Here is a 16,847-nt window from a genome sequence, read left to right as displayed (position 1 = left end):
CTGGATGACGCCATCTGAATTTGCTGAGAAGTCTGCCGGTTGCCAGAATATGCAGCCAACATGAAGCTGGTTATTCCTGATTACGACTGGATCATATTCGGGGTCAGGATCAAAAGCTGGTTATTCCTGATTACGACTGGATCATATTCGGGGTCAGGATCAGTGGCAGTCTCGCATGGAATCATCTTAGATTTTTGGCTGTCACCAAACATCCCTGATTTACCATAACGTCGCATTACGCGCACAGCTCAGAAGGCCTGAGAGCGTTTCTGACGAAAACCGGGTAAAACACCAAACAAACCTGCCAGAAACGCAGGAGATGAATTTTACCTCACTGCATATAAACGCACAAAAGTGCTTAGGCCCTGATTTCAATACATTCGCCTCCCCTCTTTCCTGTTTCTGCAACTTTTCTCAGTAAGTCATATCACGCTATCCAGCTTTATTAGCGGATAAACCCCAATAAAAAGCACCTTTAAAGGTGCGCTTAAATGATCTACAATTAACACTCAAACTGAGGAGGTAACATTATGGCATTTCAGGTTCTGACCACTACGGCAGCCAGCATTACTGAGCTTAAACGTGACCCTATGGGTACTTTCCACGCCGGGGATGGCGCTCCGGTAGCCATTCTGAATCGTAATGAGCCTGCATTCTACTGCGTGCCACCGGCACTGTATGCCCAGTTGATGGAACTTCTGGAAGATGAAGAGCTGGGACGGATGGCTGATGAGCGAAGCGGAGAAAAGGTTATAGAGGTCAATATTGATGACCTATAAGCTGGCTTTCAACGAATCCGCTCTGAAAGAATGGAAGAAGCTGGGCCATACACTGCAGGTGCAATTCAAAAAGAAGCTCAAAGAGCGCCTGGAGAACCCCAGAGTTCCGGCATCACAGCTACATGGACGCAAGGACCAATATAAAATTAAGCTACGTGGTGCCGGATACCGCCTTGTCTATCGTGTAGAGGACGACATTGTCACAGTCACTGTTATCGGCATAGGCAAACGCGAAAACGACGACATTTATAATGCAACCCTTAATCGCAATTGACTAATGCTGTAAGCACTATTTTGGAGTCGTATCCGGGCCTACTTTCTTTCTGGGTAACGTTGGCGGCTTCACATCATCTTTGCTCTGCGTTCGCCGTGTCATCCAGGGATGGTCAGCAGCAGGTTTGACGTAATATTTTGAGCGCAAATTATACCTCGCATTGTCCACACGCTCATGTACGCTCTTTTCATCATCAAGCGGTATTGGTTCAGGCCCATCGACATATTTTTCGTAGCCCAACGGCCGACTTTCATGAAGCACCGTTATTTCACCGTTAAAGTTCTCGCAAACCGTGACAATCGCGCGCCTGAGACGGTATCCCTGCCCTTCTGAACGGATCTGATATGCACTCGTTTTATACTGAAAGGTCAGATTCTTGGAAAGCACCCGACGGGACTGATAACAGAGTATGTAGTTAAGTTCTTCCGGAGAATGAAGAATCTCCCTGTGGGCGTTACCATTTTCACGAGGGACTGAAGTGAAGCGAGAGTTATAATCCTTCATAAACTCAGATAACCACAGGTTAGCTGATTCGATATCGCTGATATTGCGAAGGCGTAATTCTTTAACCAGTCTGTCCTGTAACGTCTGATTAGCACGCTCGACCCGCCCCTTAGCCTGAGGAGTATTAGCGTGAATCGGCTCGATCCCAAGAGTTTTAATTGCACGGGTAAATTGTGTTAGCTCGCCTTCACGTTCCGGGTTATTCACACGGAAAATACAGTGTCTGTCAGAATACAGGGCAAGGGGACGCCCATATTTGTCGAGATAATCACGTAACGTTTCCATGTAAGCACGTGTCGTTTCTGCAGGAGCGAAGCGGAGCGCCATAAGCGCACTGGTGGCGTCATCAATAAAGACAATTAATGTACAGCGAGGCCCACGCTCTTCAAACCAGTCATGCGGAGAACCGTCAATCTGAATAAGTTCGCCATAGCATGGGCGCCGTTGCCGACGCTGATAAATGCGGGCAATTTTTCGGCGTCGCTCACGCCATAAACCTTCTTCAACCATCCACTTGCGCAAAGTTTCGGCCGACAAAGCCAGTCCATGGATCTCCCGTAATTTCTCACAGGCAAAAGTGGGGCCGAAATCCGGATATTTATCTCTGACAAGTGAGATGACGAGAGTCCGAAATTCCGACGTAAAAGCATTATTGGGACGTTGTCCTCGGCGGCGAGAAACCAGGCCCTGAGGACCTTCGATCTGGTAACGCTGAACGAGACGTTTTACCTGCCGGATTGATATGCCTATACGGTCCGCAGCCTGCTCTTGGGTGATCTGTCGGCTGACTGAATCCCGAATTATCTGGAGACGGTCAAGTTCTTTAAGGCTCATGCTAATGATCTCTTTTGACATGAAATATCCTGGCTGAGAAGCTACGGGGACATTTCAGAATGGGTCAAAAGGGACATTACTGCATAGGATTAACAATAACCTGCGGCTCCTTGCCTTTCGGCGGGTAAGAGGCTACTCTACATGTGTCGAGCATATAGACAGGCCTCGTTGGTTAATTGAAAAATGACCTTCGGGGCTTTCTTCTTTCTGCCGCACAACTTTTTACCGTCATGAGGCAAAAAGCCTCAAGCGCCACCCGCATCATATCCCATCAAGCCGTCTGGTCGCATCGCAGGAAAACGTTTTTAAGACAAAAAAACCGGTCCTTGCGAGACCGGTTTAAATGCTATTACATCAACGAGTTAACCACCTAAGTAAGCGCTGCGCACCGCTTCATTCGCCAGTAACGCGTCGCCGGTGTCTTCCAGCACTACATGGCCGTTCTCCAGCACGTAGCCGCGATCGGCGAGCTTCAGCGCCTGGTTGGCGTTCTGCTCAACCAGGAAGATCGTCATCCCGTCTTTTCGCAGTTGTTCAATGGTGTCGAAGATTTGCTGAATAATGATCGGCGCAAGACCCAGCGAGGGTTCATCCAGCAGTAACAAACGCGGCTGGCTCATCAGCGCACGACCAATCGCCAACATCTGCTGCTCGCCGCCGGACATGGTGCCGGCACGCTGGATACGGCGCTCATGCAGGCGCGGAAACAGTTCATAAACCCATTGAATACGCGTCTGATACTGCTCGCGATCGGCGAAAAAGCCGCCCATCGCCAGGTTCTCTTCTACAGTCATCCGTGAAAAGACGCGGCGACCTTCCGGCACAATCGCCACGGCTTCACGCATGATCTTTGCGGTCTGCCAGTCGGTAATGTCTTTGCCATCAAACACAATGCGCCCGCTGCTGGCGCGCGGATCGCCGCACAGTGTGCCGAGCAGCGTGGTTTTCCCCGCGCCGTTGGCACCAATCAGCGTCACGATCTCACCCTGGTTAATATGCAGGCTGACATCGTGCAGTGCCTGAATTTTGCCGTAGTGAGCGCTAACTTTGTCAAAAGATAACATCGCTTTTTCCATCTTATGCCTCACCCAGGTATGCACGGATCACGTCCGGGTTGTTACGAATCTCTTCCGGCGTCCCGTTCGCCAGCGGCGTGCCCTGGTTCACTACATAAATCCGGTCGGAAATCCCCATTACCAGCTTCATATCATGCTCAATCAGCAGGATGGTGGTGTTGTGATGGTTACGCAGCTCGACAATCAACTCGTCCAGCTCTTTGGTCTCTTTTGGGTTAAGACCCGCTGCCGGTTCGTCGAGCATCAGGATTTCAGGCTGCGTTACCATGCAGCGGACGATCTCCAGACGGCGCTGATCGCCATAAGCGAGGTTGCTGGCCTGGCGGTTAGCGTGCGCTAACAAACCAATACGATCCAGCCAGGTGGCAGCGCGGTCCAGCGCCTCACCCTGCGCACGCCGAAACGCCGGCGTTTTCAACAGGCCGGAGAAAACCCCGGTCTTGAGCTGCTGGTGTTGCCCCACCAGCAGGTTTTCAATGACCGTCATTTCGCGGAACAGGCGCACATGCTGGAAAGTCCGCACCACGCCCATGCGGGCAATTTGCTGCCCCGGCAGCCCTTCCAGGTGCTGATCACGTAGCATAATGGTGCCACCCGTCGGTTTATAGAAACCGGTCAGGCAGTTAAACACGGTGGTTTTGCCCGCGCCGTTCGGGCCAATCAGCGAAACGATCTCCTGCGAGCGCAGCTCCAACGACACATTGTTGACAGCTAACAGCCCGCCAAAGCGCATCATCAGGCCGTTTACGGATAACAGTGGCTGACTCATGCCTGCTCTCCTTTCGCTTGCCCGCTTTTCAGTTTCAACTGCGGACGGGTCATCGGCAGCAAGCCTTGCGGACGCCAGATCATCATCAGTACCATCAAACCACCCAGCATCAACATGCTGTATTCATTAAAGTCACGCATCAGCTCGCGGGAAACCACCAGCAGGATTGCCGCGAGGATCACCGCAAACTGAGAACCCATACCGCCCAGTACCACAATCGCCAGCACAAACGCGGATTCGGCGAAAGTGAACGATTCCGGGCTGACAAAGCCCTGGCGCGCGGCAAACAGCGTACCGGCAAAACCGGCGAACGCGGCGCTGATGGTAAAGGCCGTCAGCTTAATGCGTGTCGGGTTCAGCCCGAGTGAACGGCAGGCGATTTCATCTTCACGCAGCGCTTCCCACGCGCGCCCCAGCGGCATGCGCAGCAGGCGGTTAATCACAAACAGCGTCAGCACCACCAGCAGCAGCGCAACCAGGTAGAGGAACACCACGCGATCACTGGGGTCGTAAGGCACGTTAAAGAAGTTGCTGAAGGTATCCCAACCTCCTTCACGGGCGGTGCGGCTGAACTCGAGACCGAACAGCGTCGGTTTGGGGATCTGGCTGATACCGTTCGGGCCGCCGGTTATTTCGGTGTTGTTCAACAGCAGAATGCGGACGATTTCGCCGAAACCCAGCGTCACAATCGCCAGGTAATCACCGCGCAGACGCAGCACCGGGAAGCCCAGCAGGAAACCCGCGGCAGCGGAAACCAGCCCCGCCAGCGGCAGGCACGTCCAGAAACCCAGGCCGTAATAGTGATTGAGCAGCGCGAAGGTATACGCGCCGATGGCGTAAAAACCGCCGTAACCCAGCACCAGCAAACCGGAAAGCCCGACCACCACGTTCAGGCCGAGGCCGAGGATGATATAGATCATCGTCATGGTGGCGATATCCACCGTGCCGCGCGAAACGACAAACGGCCACGCCACCGCAATCACCAGCAGCGCTAACAGGAACAACTTCTGTTTGAGCGTAGAACCGTCAATCGCTGGCAGCACGAATTTCGGCCCGGAAACACCCTTCAGGCTTTTCTGCAAAACAGGCCGCAGCAACTGGAAGAAAAACACCACTGCCGTACCGATAAAGATCCACTGCCAGCGAATATCCGCCGCGGTATCCACAACCAGTTTGGTGCCGTTCAGCTCCAGTTGAACGCCCATAAAGACGCTCGCCAGCACGAAAAACATCGCCGCCGAGAGCAGCGCCAGCACAAAATGCATCGGTTTCATACTTTTTCAACCTCCGGGCGGCCAAGGATACCGGTCGGCATCACCAGCAACACCACAATCAACAGCGCGAATGACACCACATCTTTGTATTCGGTGCTCAGATACGCCGAAGAGAGAGATTCCGCGACACCCAGAATCAGGCCGCCGATCATCGCGCCAGGAATGCTACCGATTCCGCCCAGCACCGCAGCGGTAAACGCTTTCATCCCGGCCATGAAACCGATATATGGGTTGATAACGCCATAAAACTGACCAAGCAGCACGCCCGCGACCGCCGCCATCGCCGCGCCGATCACAAAGGTCAGCGCGATGACGCGGTCGGTGTTGATACCTAAGAGGCTTGCCATTTTCAGGTCTTCCGCACAGGCGCGGCAGGCGCGTCCCATGCGGGAATAGCGGATAAACAGCGTCAGCGCCAGCATGGCAACGAAGGTCACAATCCAGATAACCAGTTGCATGGTGGTGATGCTGGCCGAGAAGTGTTCACTGCTGCCGACAACCCACTGGCCGTTAAACAGGCTCGGCAGCGCCACATCGCGGGAACCTTCGGTCAGGCTGACGTAGTTTTGCAAGAAGATCGACATGCCGATGGCGGAAATCAGCGCAATCAGGCGCTTGGAGCTGCGCACCGGGCGATACGCCACCCGTTCGATGCTCCAGCCGTAAGCGCTGGCAATGATAATGGCACCGACGAAACCGGCTGCGACCAGCAGCCAACTGGAGTCGATACCCATCATCATCAGCGCGGCGATGATCATAAAGGAGACATAACTGCCGATCATGTAGACCTCGCCGTGAGCGAAGTTGATCATGCCGATAATGCCGTAAACCATGGTGTAACCAATGGCGATCAATGCGTAGGTGCTTCCCAGCGTGACGCCGTTAAACATCTGCTGCAAGAAATAGAGAAACTGCTCAGACATAACATAACCTTCTAAAATCTCCCGGGGCATTGCTCCCCGAGAGAGGGATGACAGTTATTTCGCCACGGACGACGAACCATCGGCGTGCCATTGGAAGACACCGAATTCAAATCCTTTCAGATCGCCTTTTTCATCCCAGTTCAGCGGCCCAATCACGGTTTTAGCCCCGTTGGCTTTTAAATCTTTAATCAGCGCCAGCGGCTCACTGCTGCCGGTGCGCTCCAGCGCAGTAGCCAGCGATTGCACTGCGGCGTAGGTGATCCACACATACGGGCCGCTCGGATCTTTCTTCTGCGCTTTCAGCGCATCGACAATGCCCTGGTTCGCCGGATCCTGGTCGTAACGCTTCGGCATCGTCACCAGCATGCCTTCTGCCGCTTCACCCGCGATATTGGACAATGACGCATTGCCCACGCCTTCCGGCCCCATGAATTGGATTTTCAGACCGTTGGCGCGCGCCTGGCGCAGAATTTGCCCCATTTCCGGGTAGTAACCACCGTAGTAGACGAAATCGATATTTTCTTTTTGCAGACGCGCCACCAGCGCAGAAAAATCCTTCTCACCGGCGGTGATGCCGTCGAAGAACACCACATTCGCTCCACCTGCTTTCAGCCCTTCCTGCACGGAGCGCGCGAGGCCTTCGCCGTACTGCTGTTTATCGTGAATGATGGCGATGCGCTGCGGTTTCACCGTGTTCAGAATGTACTTCGCGGCAGTCGGCCCCTGTGAGGAGTCTAACCCGGCGGTACGCATAATGTGCTGGTAGCCGCGCTGCGTCAGCTCCGGGTTGGTCGCGCCAGGCGTTATCATCAGAATGCCTTCGTCTTCGTAGATATCAGAAGCAGGCTGTGTTGATGATGAGCAAAGATGGCCAATCACATATTTCACACCGTCATTGACGATTTTATTCGCCACGGCAACGGCTTGTTTTGGGTCACAGGCGTCGTCATATTCCTCGGCGACCAGTTTGTCGCCCTTGATCCCGCCCTTAGCGTTGATATCCTGGATAGCCTGACGCGCGCCGTTGAACTCCATATCACCCCACTGGGCAACCGGACCGGACATCGCACCGACAACCGCTACCTTAATATCCTTCGCTATGGCCGCGTGAGACATCGCAAGTGAAACCATCCCCGCGATTAATGTCTTCGCGTTCCTTTTCATTGTTGTAAATCCCCGTTCGTGATGTCGTGTTTACACTTCCTGCTTCAGGTAGCCGGAACGTTGGCTTACTGTTTCCTGAATTATTCGTGTAATAATTTTGTTTTATTATGGTTAAAAAGCATTCTGTACTTTTAATGCACAACACTATTTTTACCAGCGCCTTTAATGGTTTAGCGCAGTTTTTTGGCAAAAACCAGACTAAATACTCTATTTTTCAGGCGATTAAGCAGAGATAATATTCTGTATTTCTTCCGAGATAAACAAAAAAAGCCCTCCTGTCAGCATAAAATAACGGTACATAAAGCGGAATAAATCGCTACCAATTAGGTTAAAATCCTGCCTCTTTTTCGATCTCCAATGTTTCACGCTACCCCAGCCGCTGTGGAAAAATTATTCGCCTGTTGAATGAAAAATAAAAAACGATCAATCCCTGCCATACGAAATTGATTACACTCACACTATGTTTTGCGTTTTGGACAAGCTGTACATGAAATTGACTATCGTCCGGCTGGTGACCTTCACCGAGCAGGATCACACTGATTTAGCAAAAGTCTGGCCGGAATACTCGTCTGCATCTCTTGAAGTGGATGACACTCACCGCATCTACGCAGCGCGTTTTAATGACCGTCTGTTGGCAGCTGTTCGCGTGACGCTACTCGGCACCGAAGGGGCGCTGGATTCCCTGCGCGTACGCGATATCACTCGTCGTCGCGGCGTGGGGCAATATCTGGTGGAAGAAGTGATGCGTGATAACCCGGCGATCACCAGTTGGTGGATAGCCGATATTGGCGTCGAAGACCGGGACGTAATGGCTGCCTTCACCCAAAGACTGGGATTTACCGCGCAGGAGAACGGCTGGGAAAAACGATAAAGCCCGCGCAGTGGATTTGCCTGATGGCGTTACCTTTATCAGGCTTATGGCGGTCCTGGTAAAACAGTAAAAAGGCCGGGTTACCCTTGGTAACCCGGCCTTTTCGATCGATTCTGACCACAACTTTCGTGTCACAGGAAGGCGGCACGTTCGCTCATCTCGGGGAGCTTACTGAAGCAAGTGACCGGGGTGAGTGAGTGCAGCCAACGCACCTGCGGCGCGAAAGGCGACGGTCAGCTTAGAAAATCACTTAGCGTCAGTCGCTGTACCGTTGGCATGCCAGGTGAACACACCGAACTCAAAGCCTTTCAGATCGCCCTTCTCATCCCATGACAGCGGCCCCATTACGGTATCCACTGAGTGGCCTTTCAGCCAGGTGGCGATAGCCGCCGGATCGGCAGACTGACCCAGGCCTGCAGCCAGAGATTGCAGCGCGGCATAAGTCGTCCATACAAATGCGCCGCTTGGATCTTGTTTCTTCGCTTTAATCGCATCCACGATCGGTTTGTTCGCCGGAATCTGGTCATAGTTTTTCGGCTTGGTAACCAGCATACCTTCTGCGGATTCACCGGCGATGTTAGACAGGGAAACGTTCGCCACGCCTTCCGGCCCCATAAACTGGGTTTTCAGACCAGCAGCACGAGACTGACGCAGGATCTGCCCCATTTCCGGGTGGTAACCGCCGTAGTAAACGAAGTCGATGTTCTCTTTCTTCAGGCGCGCAACCAGCGTGGAGAAGTCTTTCTCACCGGCGGTGATGCCGTCGAAGAACACCACATTCGCGCCGCCTTTTTTCAGGCCGTCCTGCACTGCACGCGCCAGACCTTCACCGTACTGTTGCTTGTCATGAATAACGGCGATGCGCTGCGGCTTCACTTTATCCAGAATGTATTTCGCTGCGGTCGGACCCTGGTCGGAATCCAGGCCGGTGGTGCGCAGTGTCAGTTTGTAACCACGCGCGGTCAGCTCAGGCGCTGTCGCGGCAGGCGTGATCATCAAAATACCTTCGTCTTCGTAGATATCAGACGCCGGCTGAGTAGAAGAGGAGCAAAGGTGACCGATAACGTATTTAATGCCGTCATTGACCACTTTGTTGGCAACCGCCACCGCTTGTTTCGGGTCACAAGCATCGTCATATTTTACCGCAACCAGTTTGTCGCCTTTGATCCCACCTTTGGCATTAATATCGGCGATAGCTTGTTCAGCGCCGGTAAACTCCTGGTCGCCGTACTGCGCAACCGGACCAGACATCGCACCGACAACGGCAACTTTGATATCTTTGGCGAATACCACGTTGCTCATTGCTAACGCAATACATCCTGCCAGTAACGCTTTGCCCTTCATTTTCATCCTGAGTTTCCCCATTGTTATGGTTATTGCATTTGTTGTGATGTTGTTGTGTGGCACATTATTTTGCTTATCATCATAAGCAAAGAATATGATAGTAGTTTTTAACCGTTCCGCCCGGGCCTGAGCAGCATACTCTGCTAAAACATACCCCATTTTTCGGAATATGGAATAACAATTTTGAAGGTTGTACGACAGACTGATGACAGAGGGTGAGAAAGCCGCCCATAAGGCGGCTGAATAATTAATGCGTCAGCGACTGGGAGATAATATCCAGCGCCTTGCGGAATTGAACTTCCGGAATGGTCAGCGGGTAGAGGAAACGGATAACGTTGCCGTAAACCCCGCAGCTCAGCAGCAGCAGGCCGTCTGCTAGCGCTTTCTCCTGCACCTGCTTAGTAAATTCAGCCGACGGCGCGCCAGTTTGCGGATCGGTAAATTCCACCGCCACCATTGAGCCCTGCGCACGAATATCGGCGATATACGGGCACTGCGCCTTTGCGCGGTTCAGCACTTCCACCAGATGTTGACCCAGATGATTAGCCCGTTCGCACAGGTTTTCTTCTTCAATCACGTCCAGCACTGCATGCGCCGCCGCGATGGCGAGCGGGTTGCCCGCATAAGTGCCGCCCAAACCACCCGGAGCAGGCGCATCCATCACCTCCGCGCGCCCGGCCACAGCCGAAAGCGGCAAACCACCGGCCAGGCTTTTCGCCATGGTGATTAAATCCGGTTTCACATCGTAATACTCGCTGGCAAAGAGCTTGCCGGTGCGGGCAAAACCGCTCTGCACTTCGTCAACGATCAGCAGAATGCCGTGGCTATCGCACAGCTTGCGCAGCGCCTGCATAAAATCATCCGGTGCGACGTTAAATCCACCCTCGCCCTGCACGGGTTCCAGCAGAATGGCCGCCACCTGATCCGGCGCGATATCCGCTTTAAAAATGCGCTCCAAACTTTTCAACGCCTCTTCAGTACTCACACCGTGCAGCGCGTTGGGGTACTGGGCGTGGTAAATCGAACCGGGGAATGGGCCGAAGCCAATTTTATACGGTGCCACTTTACCGGTGAGCGCCATAGTCATGAAGGTGCGACCGTGGAAACCGCCGCCAAAGGTAATGATTCCGGGGCGTTTGGTATAGGCGCGAGCAATTTTAACGGCGTTTTCCACCGCTTCTGCGCCAGTCGAGAAAAATGCAGTTTTCGCCGGACCAGCAACGGGGACGCGTTCATTAATACGTTCCGCCAGCGAGACATAGCTTTCGTAAGGAACAATCTGGTAAGCGGTGTGCGTAAATGCCTGCAACTGTTTTTCCACCGCCGCCATCACTTTCGGATGCCGATGTCCGGTGTTAAGCACCGCAATGCCGGCGGCAAAGTCGATCACCTCGTTACCTTCTACATCCCACAGCGTGGCGTTTTCCGCTTTTTCGGCGTAAAAGCCGCACATGACACCAATCCCACGCGGCGTCGCCTGTAAGCGGCGCTGATTCAGTTCGTTATTCTTCACCTTGATTGTCCCCTGTCTGTGTATGCCCGCTTACCAAGTATATAGCGCCTTTGATAAAGCGATGTTTTACTCAGTCTCGCGCAAGCGCAGGGACACCGACAGGACAGCTTTCCTGCCGCGTTGTGACAGAAGCCGAATGAACACCTGATGATGTGAAAGTGGTGGTGGCGGGATAATTCAGATAATAAAAAGCCGGGTGAGGCTTGCGCCAACCCGGCTTATTCACTGCAATACGCTTACGCTTCGATAGCGGCGCGCAGTTTTTTCATCGCGTTCTTTTCAAGCTGACGCACACGCTCGGCAGAAACGCCGTAGCGATCGGCCAGTTCCTGCAATGTGGTTTTGTTATCTTCGTCCAGCCAACGTGCGCGAATAATTTGCTGGCTGCGTTCGTCGAGCCCCTGCATCGCATCGGTCAACTTGTTGGCCGCCTGCTCTTCCCAGTTGTCATCTTCAATGCCGTCGGCAAAGTTAGATGATTTATCCTGCAGATAGAGTACCGGCGCCATCGGCTGGCTATCGTGCGCATCGTCATCCGAGGACATATCAAACGTCATGTCCTGCGCCGCCATACGCGACTCCATTTCACGCACGTCTTTGCTGGTTACGCCCAGTTCACGGGCGACCATTTCCACTTCGTCCTGGTTAAACCAGCCAAGGCGCTGTTTGGCTTTGCGCAGGTTAAAGAACAGCTTACGCTGAGCTTTAGTGGTCGCGACTTTCACAATACGCCAGTTGCGCAGCACATACTCGTGGATCTCCGCTTTGATCCAGTGCACGGCGAAAGAGACCAAGCGCACACCCACTTCCGGGTTGAAGCGACGAACGGCTTTCATCAGGCCGATGTTACCTTCCTGGATGAGATCCGCCTGCGGCAGACCATAGCCCGAGTAATTACGAGCAATATGAACAACAAAGCGCAGGTGAGACAGAATCAGCTTTTTCGCTGCTTCCAGATCGCCCTGGTAATGCAGCTTTTCAGCCAGTGCCCGCTCTTCATCAGCCGTCAACATCGGCCATGCGTTCGCAGCCCGGACGTAAGATTCCAGGTTACCAACAGGGGCTAAAGCTAAAGTTTGCATTTCTTTGGTCATTCAAATCCTCTCAATTCACTTATCAGCTGGCGGCGGTCTGTCCCCATCAAGCAACAAACATGCCAGCGCTTTTGAGCAACGAGAATAGCATTCACATTTTTATCAGACAGTGATTTTATCCACAAGTTCCTTGTAGGTCTGTGAATAAATTACGCACAAATTGTGACATCAGGATGATAAACCGGAGCAAGGAACGTTAGAAGTGATATTACGCTTCCCTGCTACGGGAATACTTCACGTGCAGGGAAGGAGTATATCAGAGATTTTTTAGTCCGGAGTAAAGTGACGTAAATGTTGAACGGTGGCAAGCCATGCGGCAATCCAGCCAATCATCGAGCACACCAGTAACAGCAGCAAACATTCGTCAAACGACAGCCCGCTCAGCTCAAACTGCGTGCCAAACACCTTCGCTACTTCCGTCACCGCCGATGACAACCGCATTACCAAAATTTCCGACAGGATCAGCGATAAAAACGCCCCGGAGAAACCAAGCAACGCGCCACCATATAGGAACGGGCGCAGGATAAAACCGTCTGTCGCACCAATCAATTTTTGCACGTTAATGGTATCGCGGCGGGCGAAAATACTCAGTCGCACGCTATTGCCGATGACCAAAAACACGGCCGCAACCATCAGTACGCCAATCATTGCCGCCACGCGCCCGACCAGGCCAGTCAGCGATGCCAGGCGCGCAAACCAGCTATCATCCATGCGCACTTCATCAATGCCCTGAATGTGGGAAATGCGGTCACGCAGCGTGTTCAGCGAATCCGTACTCTGAAAATCCAGTTTCGGCACCACCACCGCCACGGCAGGCAGCGGGTTCTCTTCCAGCATATCCAGCGCGCCGCCAAACCCGGACCAGTTGCGGAACTCGCCCAGCGCATCTTCACGCGACAGGTAATTCACCTTTTCCACGCCCTGTTCGGACTGGAGTTGGCCCACCACCTGCTGCGCGGCGTTGTCATCCAGCGCTTTATCGAAATAGACGGTGATCTGCGGCGACGGATAGTACTGGGACGCCGCCTGGTTGACGTTTTTGTAGACCATGTAACACACGCTTGGCAGTGTCAGGGAGATGGCAATGACCATCACCGTCAGGAAGGTCGCCAGCGGTTTGCTTTTCAGATCCTGCAGCGCACCGTGCCAGGCGTAGCGTACCTGCTCGTTAAAGACGTTGCTCTTACGTGAAGGCGCTTTGGCTGGCGTTTTACCGCGACGCGGCGCATTACGGTTACCCTCGCTGGAGGACGTAGACGATTTGCGAAACCGATCTAATTTGCTGCCAAACTGCCGAATGTGGTTTAGTGCATCGCGCTTATTCACCCGCCAGGCCTCCATGCAAATGACCGTCGCTCAGGCTCAGCATGCGATACGAACGACGGGAAATCAGACCGATATCGTGCGTGGCCATCAGCACTGTTACCCCTACGCGGTTAAATTCCTCAAACAGACGTAAAATTCCTTCAGACAGCGCGTCATCCAGGTTACCGGTCGGTTCATCCGCCAGCAACACGGCGGGTTTATTGACCACAGCGCGGGCAATCCCCACACGCTGTTGTTCGCCACCGGAGAGCTGAATCGGGAAGCTTTTCGCTTTGTCGAGCAGCCCGACTTTATCCAACGCCGCCGAAACGCGACGGCGAATATCATCACCGCTGGCACCCGCGATGATCAGCGGGATCGCCACGTTGTCAAACACAGTTCTGTCCATCAGCAGGTGGTGATCCTGGAAAATCATCCCGATTTGACGACGCAAAAACGGCACTTCCCGGTTTTTCAGACGGGTAATATCGTGACCGCCGAAGAGGATTTTCCCAGCACTTGGCCGCTCAATCCCACAAATCAGCTTCAGCAGGGTACTTTTCCCCGCACCGGAATGCCCGGTCAGAAAGGCCATCTCGCCCTGCTGCAGGTGAAATGTCACCCCCTGCAGCGCTTGTCTCCCACCGAGATAGGCTTTGCTGACGTGTTCAAAGCGAATCATTGTTAATCCTCTCGGGCAAAAAGTGCCTCTATAAAATCGCCCGCATTAAACGGACGTAAATCCTCAATACGTTCGCCGACGCCGATGTAGCGGATAGGAATGCCGAATTGATCCGCCACCGAGAAAATAACCCCGCCCTTGGCGGTGCCATCAAGCTTGGTCAGCGTAATACCCGTTAAGCCAACGGCTTCGTGGAACAGTTTGGCCTGGCTTATGGCATTTTGCCCGGTGCTGGCATCAATCGTCAGCATCACTTCATGCGGCGCGTCTTCGTCCAGCTTCTTCATCACGCGAACAATTTTCTTCAACTCTTCCATCAGGTGCGCTTTGTTCTGCAAACGACCTGCTGTATCAGCAATCAACACATCTACGTTGCGCGCTTTCGCCGCCTGAATAGCATCGAAAATTACCGAAGCGGAATCCGCACCGGTATGCTGGGCAATCACCGGGATATTGTTACGCTGTCCCCAAACTTGAAGTTGCTCAACTGCGGCGGCACGGAAAGTATCCCCCGCCGCCAGCATCACCGATTTACCCTGCTGCTCAAACTGGCGCGCCAACTTACCGATGGTGGTGGTTTTGCCTACACCGTTAACGCCAACCATCAAAATCACAAACGGAGTTTTGCTTTCGATGTTGAGCGGCTCATCCACTTTAGCGAGGATCTCGCCCATCTCATCTTTCAGCAAACCATAAAGTGCTTCTGCATCGCGCAACTGCTTGCGGCTCGCGCCTTCCGTCAGGTTGGTGATAATTTTGCGCGTGGTTTCCACGCCGACATCCGCAATCAACAACTGCTCTTCCAGCTCTTCGAACAGATCATCGTCGATCTTTTTCCCACGGAACAGACTGATAAATCCGGAACCGAGGTTTTCTTTGGTTTTAAGCAAGCTGCGTTTCAGGCGCGCGAAGAAACCTTCTTTGGTCGGTTTTTCCTGCTCCTGCACGGATTCTTCAACCGGCACGACAACCACCGCTTCTTCCGCCGCTTCGGCGGCCAACGCTTGCGCGTCCAGTTCCTCGTCGCTTAGCGGAACATCGTCTTCTTCCAGCGGCTCGGCTTCCACCTGCCACTCTTCAGCGCCGATCTCCTGCTCAGCCACCTCTTCCGGCAGCGGCAGTTCTTCATGTTCAACAACCGCCGGGCTTTCTTCCACGGTAGTGTCCGCAACGGCCTCTTCATGTACCCGTTGCTCGCTGACCTCAACCACCTCTTCGGCTTCGGCAAATTTTTCGCTGTCGGCGGCAGGCTCGATAACCGGGGTTTCTTCAACCGGCTGCTCAGTTACTGGCTGCTGTTCGGTTTGCGCCTCTTCAGCCTTCTCTTTCTGCCCAAGGCCAAGCCAGGAAAAAAAGCCACGTTTCTTCTCATTTGCCATTGGCGACTACACTCCTCGCTGTTGTTTCATAGCGCAGTCCGTCTGCACAGCCGGGACTGAAAACATTTGTTAATTAGTCGGATAGTCTATCACTTTCCTCAACTCGCATCACGGCCTGAGGATTAGGGTTTAACGTCATTCGTCAGACCGTTAGAATAGCAGGCCGAAATGATGAGCAAAGCGATAACCATGAAGAAACCTACCCGTAACGCCACCGGCCAGATCCGCATTATTGGCGGCCAGTGGCGGGGCCGTAAATTACCGGTTCCGGACAGCCCCGGCCTGCGCCCGACCACCGATCGCGTGCGTGAAACCTTATTCAACTGGCTGGCACCGTCAATGGTAGACGCCCACTGTCTCGATTGCTTCGCCGGCAGCGGTGCGCTGGGGCTCGAAGCGCTTTCTCGCTACGCCGCCAGCGCAACCTTGCTGGAAATGGAGCGCAGCGTCGCGCAGCAGTTACAGCAAAATCTGGCAACGCTGAAAGCCACCAACGCGAAAGTGGTCAACACCAACACGCTGACATTTTTAGCCAGTCCCGGCTCACCGCACAATATTGCTTTCATTGACCCACCGTTTCGTAAAGGGATGCTGGAAGAGACTGTGCGCCTGCTCGAAACCAACGGCTGGCTCGCAGATGAAGCGCTGATCTATATCGAAAGCGAAGTTGAAAATGGATTACCGCCCGTACCCGCACACTGGCAACTGCACCGGGAAAAAGTCGCCGGGCAGGTAGCATATCGTTTGTATCACCGCGAAGCACAAGGAGAGAAGCATGCCGCTGTTGATTAACCTCGGACGTCTGTTGATGCTCTGCATCTGGGCGTTTCTGATTCTGAACCTGATTAAGCCTTTTCCGCGTCCGCTGAATATTTTCGTCAACGTGGCGCTTGTTTTCACTGTGTTTATGCATGCGCTGCAAGCCACCATGCTGAAAACGGCGCTACCGAAAGACGGCCCGCAAATGAGCAAAGCGGAGCAGATCCGTGTTTTTCTCTTCGGCGTATTTGAGCTGCTTATCTGGCAGAAGAAATTAAAAGCGAAGAAATAGCCCCACCGCCC

The 16,847-nt window shown here is 53.4% G+C and carries 17 protein-coding genes; 5 read left to right on the top strand and 12 right to left on the bottom strand.

All coding sequences use genetic code 11. The annotated features are described in order from the left end of the window. The first annotated feature begins 530 nt into the window (after window positions 1-530). Window positions 531-779, top strand: coding sequence for a type II toxin-antitoxin system Phd/YefM family antitoxin (locus E0L21_RS21855; RefSeq protein WP_004187025.1), 249 nt, complete (start codon window positions 531-533; stop codon window positions 777-779). Then, on the top strand, window positions 769-1,053 hold the full coding sequence (locus E0L21_RS21850; protein WP_032731992.1) for a type II toxin-antitoxin system RelE family toxin: 285 nt from the start codon (window positions 769-771) through the stop codon (window positions 1,051-1,053). The genes E0L21_RS21855 and E0L21_RS21850 overlap by 11 nt, the downstream gene beginning before the upstream one ends. A 15-nt stretch (window positions 1,054-1,068) precedes the next feature. Here E0L21_RS21850 and E0L21_RS21845 read toward each other — a convergent pair whose 3' ends face one another. The 6 genes from E0L21_RS21845 to livK all read right to left on the bottom strand — a co-directional run bounded on the left by E0L21_RS21845 (window position 1,069) and on the right by livK (window position 7,597). Further along, entirely contained in the window at window positions 1,069-2,412 is a 1,344-nt protein-coding gene (locus tag E0L21_RS21845) for an ISNCY family transposase (protein ID WP_131413205.1), read from the bottom strand. A 341-nt stretch (window positions 2,413-2,753) separates the two neighbouring features. Further along, entirely contained in the window at window positions 2,754-3,467 is a 714-nt protein-coding gene (livF, locus tag E0L21_RS21840) for a high-affinity branched-chain amino acid ABC transporter ATP-binding protein LivF (protein ID WP_131413203.1), read from the bottom strand. A 1-nt stretch (window position 3,468) separates the two neighbouring features. Further along, window positions 3,469-4,236, bottom strand: coding sequence for a high-affinity branched-chain amino acid ABC transporter ATP-binding protein LivG (gene livG / locus E0L21_RS21835; protein WP_131413201.1), 768 nt, complete (start codon window positions 4,234-4,236; stop codon window positions 3,469-3,471). Next, complete coding sequence (locus E0L21_RS21830) at window positions 4,233-5,510, bottom strand: high-affinity branched-chain amino acid ABC transporter permease LivM (protein ID WP_131413198.1); 1,278 nt, start codon at window positions 5,508-5,510, stop codon at window positions 4,233-4,235. Before E0L21_RS21830 ends, livG begins: the two co-directional genes overlap by 4 nt. Continuing rightward, window positions 5,507-6,433: a high-affinity branched-chain amino acid ABC transporter permease LivH gene (livH, locus tag E0L21_RS21825; RefSeq protein WP_017459570.1), complete on the bottom strand. Its 927-nt coding sequence runs from the start codon at window positions 6,431-6,433 to the stop codon at window positions 5,507-5,509. The genes E0L21_RS21830 and livH overlap by 4 nt, the downstream gene beginning before the upstream one ends. A 54-nt stretch (window positions 6,434-6,487) precedes the next feature. Further along, window positions 6,488-7,597: a high-affinity branched-chain amino acid ABC transporter substrate-binding protein LivK gene (gene livK, locus E0L21_RS21820; RefSeq protein ID WP_131413196.1), complete on the bottom strand. Its 1,110-nt coding sequence runs from the start codon at window positions 7,595-7,597 to the stop codon at window positions 6,488-6,490. A gap of 487 nt (window positions 7,598-8,084) precedes the next feature. Between livK and panM the strand changes: the two genes are divergently transcribed. Continuing rightward, window positions 8,085-8,468 carry an aspartate 1-decarboxylase autocleavage activator PanM gene (panM, locus tag E0L21_RS21815; RefSeq protein WP_131413194.1) on the top strand — a complete coding sequence of 128 codons (384 nt, stop codon included), beginning with the start codon at window positions 8,085-8,087 and terminating at the stop codon, window positions 8,466-8,468. 246 nt (window positions 8,469-8,714) lie between these two features. Here panM and E0L21_RS21810 read toward each other — a convergent pair whose 3' ends face one another. From E0L21_RS21810 to ftsY, 6 genes are all read right to left on the bottom strand, one after another. Then, window positions 8,715-9,818, bottom strand: coding sequence for a branched-chain amino acid ABC transporter substrate-binding protein (locus tag E0L21_RS21810; protein ID WP_131413192.1), 1,104 nt, complete (start codon window positions 9,816-9,818; stop codon window positions 8,715-8,717). A gap of 241 nt (window positions 9,819-10,059) precedes the next feature. Beyond that, on the bottom strand, window positions 10,060-11,325 hold the full coding sequence (locus E0L21_RS21805; RefSeq protein WP_131413190.1) for a 4-aminobutyrate--2-oxoglutarate transaminase: 1,266 nt from the start codon (window positions 11,323-11,325) through the stop codon (window positions 10,060-10,062). Between the two features lie 236 nt (window positions 11,326-11,561). Next, window positions 11,562-12,419 carry an RNA polymerase sigma factor RpoH gene (gene rpoH, locus E0L21_RS21800; protein WP_017459575.1) on the bottom strand — a complete coding sequence of 286 codons (858 nt, stop codon included), beginning with the start codon at window positions 12,417-12,419 and terminating at the stop codon, window positions 11,562-11,564. 267 nt (window positions 12,420-12,686) lie between these two features. Then, entirely contained in the window at window positions 12,687-13,745 is a 1,059-nt protein-coding gene (gene ftsX / locus E0L21_RS21795; RefSeq protein WP_131413189.1) for a permease-like cell division protein FtsX, read from the bottom strand. Continuing rightward, window positions 13,738-14,406 (bottom strand): cell division ATP-binding protein FtsE, encoded by a 669-nt coding sequence (gene ftsE, locus E0L21_RS21790; protein ID WP_131413187.1) that lies wholly within the window; start codon window positions 14,404-14,406, stop codon window positions 13,738-13,740. The genes ftsX and ftsE overlap by 8 nt, the downstream gene beginning before the upstream one ends. Window positions 14,407-14,408: 2 nt before the next feature. Continuing rightward, the gene (ftsY, locus tag E0L21_RS21785) at window positions 14,409-15,785 is read right to left on the bottom strand and encodes a signal recognition particle-docking protein FtsY (protein ID WP_131413185.1); all 1,377 of its coding nucleotides are present in this window, start codon (window positions 15,783-15,785) and stop codon (window positions 14,409-14,411) included. Window positions 15,786-15,974: 189 nt separating this feature from the next. Between ftsY and rsmD the strand changes: the two genes are divergently transcribed. Continuing rightward, on the top strand, window positions 15,975-16,577 hold the full coding sequence (gene rsmD, locus E0L21_RS21780; protein ID WP_131413183.1) for a 16S rRNA (guanine(966)-N(2))-methyltransferase: 603 nt from the start codon (window positions 15,975-15,977) through the stop codon (window positions 16,575-16,577). Then, window positions 16,567-16,836, top strand: a complete 270-nt coding sequence (locus E0L21_RS21775; protein ID WP_131413211.1) for a DUF1145 family protein — start codon at window positions 16,567-16,569, stop codon at window positions 16,834-16,836. Before rsmD ends, E0L21_RS21775 begins: the two co-directional genes overlap by 11 nt. The last annotated feature ends 11 nt before the right edge of the window (window positions 16,837-16,847 follow it).

The organism is Kosakonia quasisacchari (assembly GCF_004331415.1).
Taxonomy (GTDB): domain Bacteria; phylum Pseudomonadota; class Gammaproteobacteria; order Enterobacterales; family Enterobacteriaceae; genus Kosakonia; species Kosakonia quasisacchari.
Note: the sequence above shows the minus strand (reverse complement) of the source record. Positions and strands in the feature narration are given on the sequence as shown.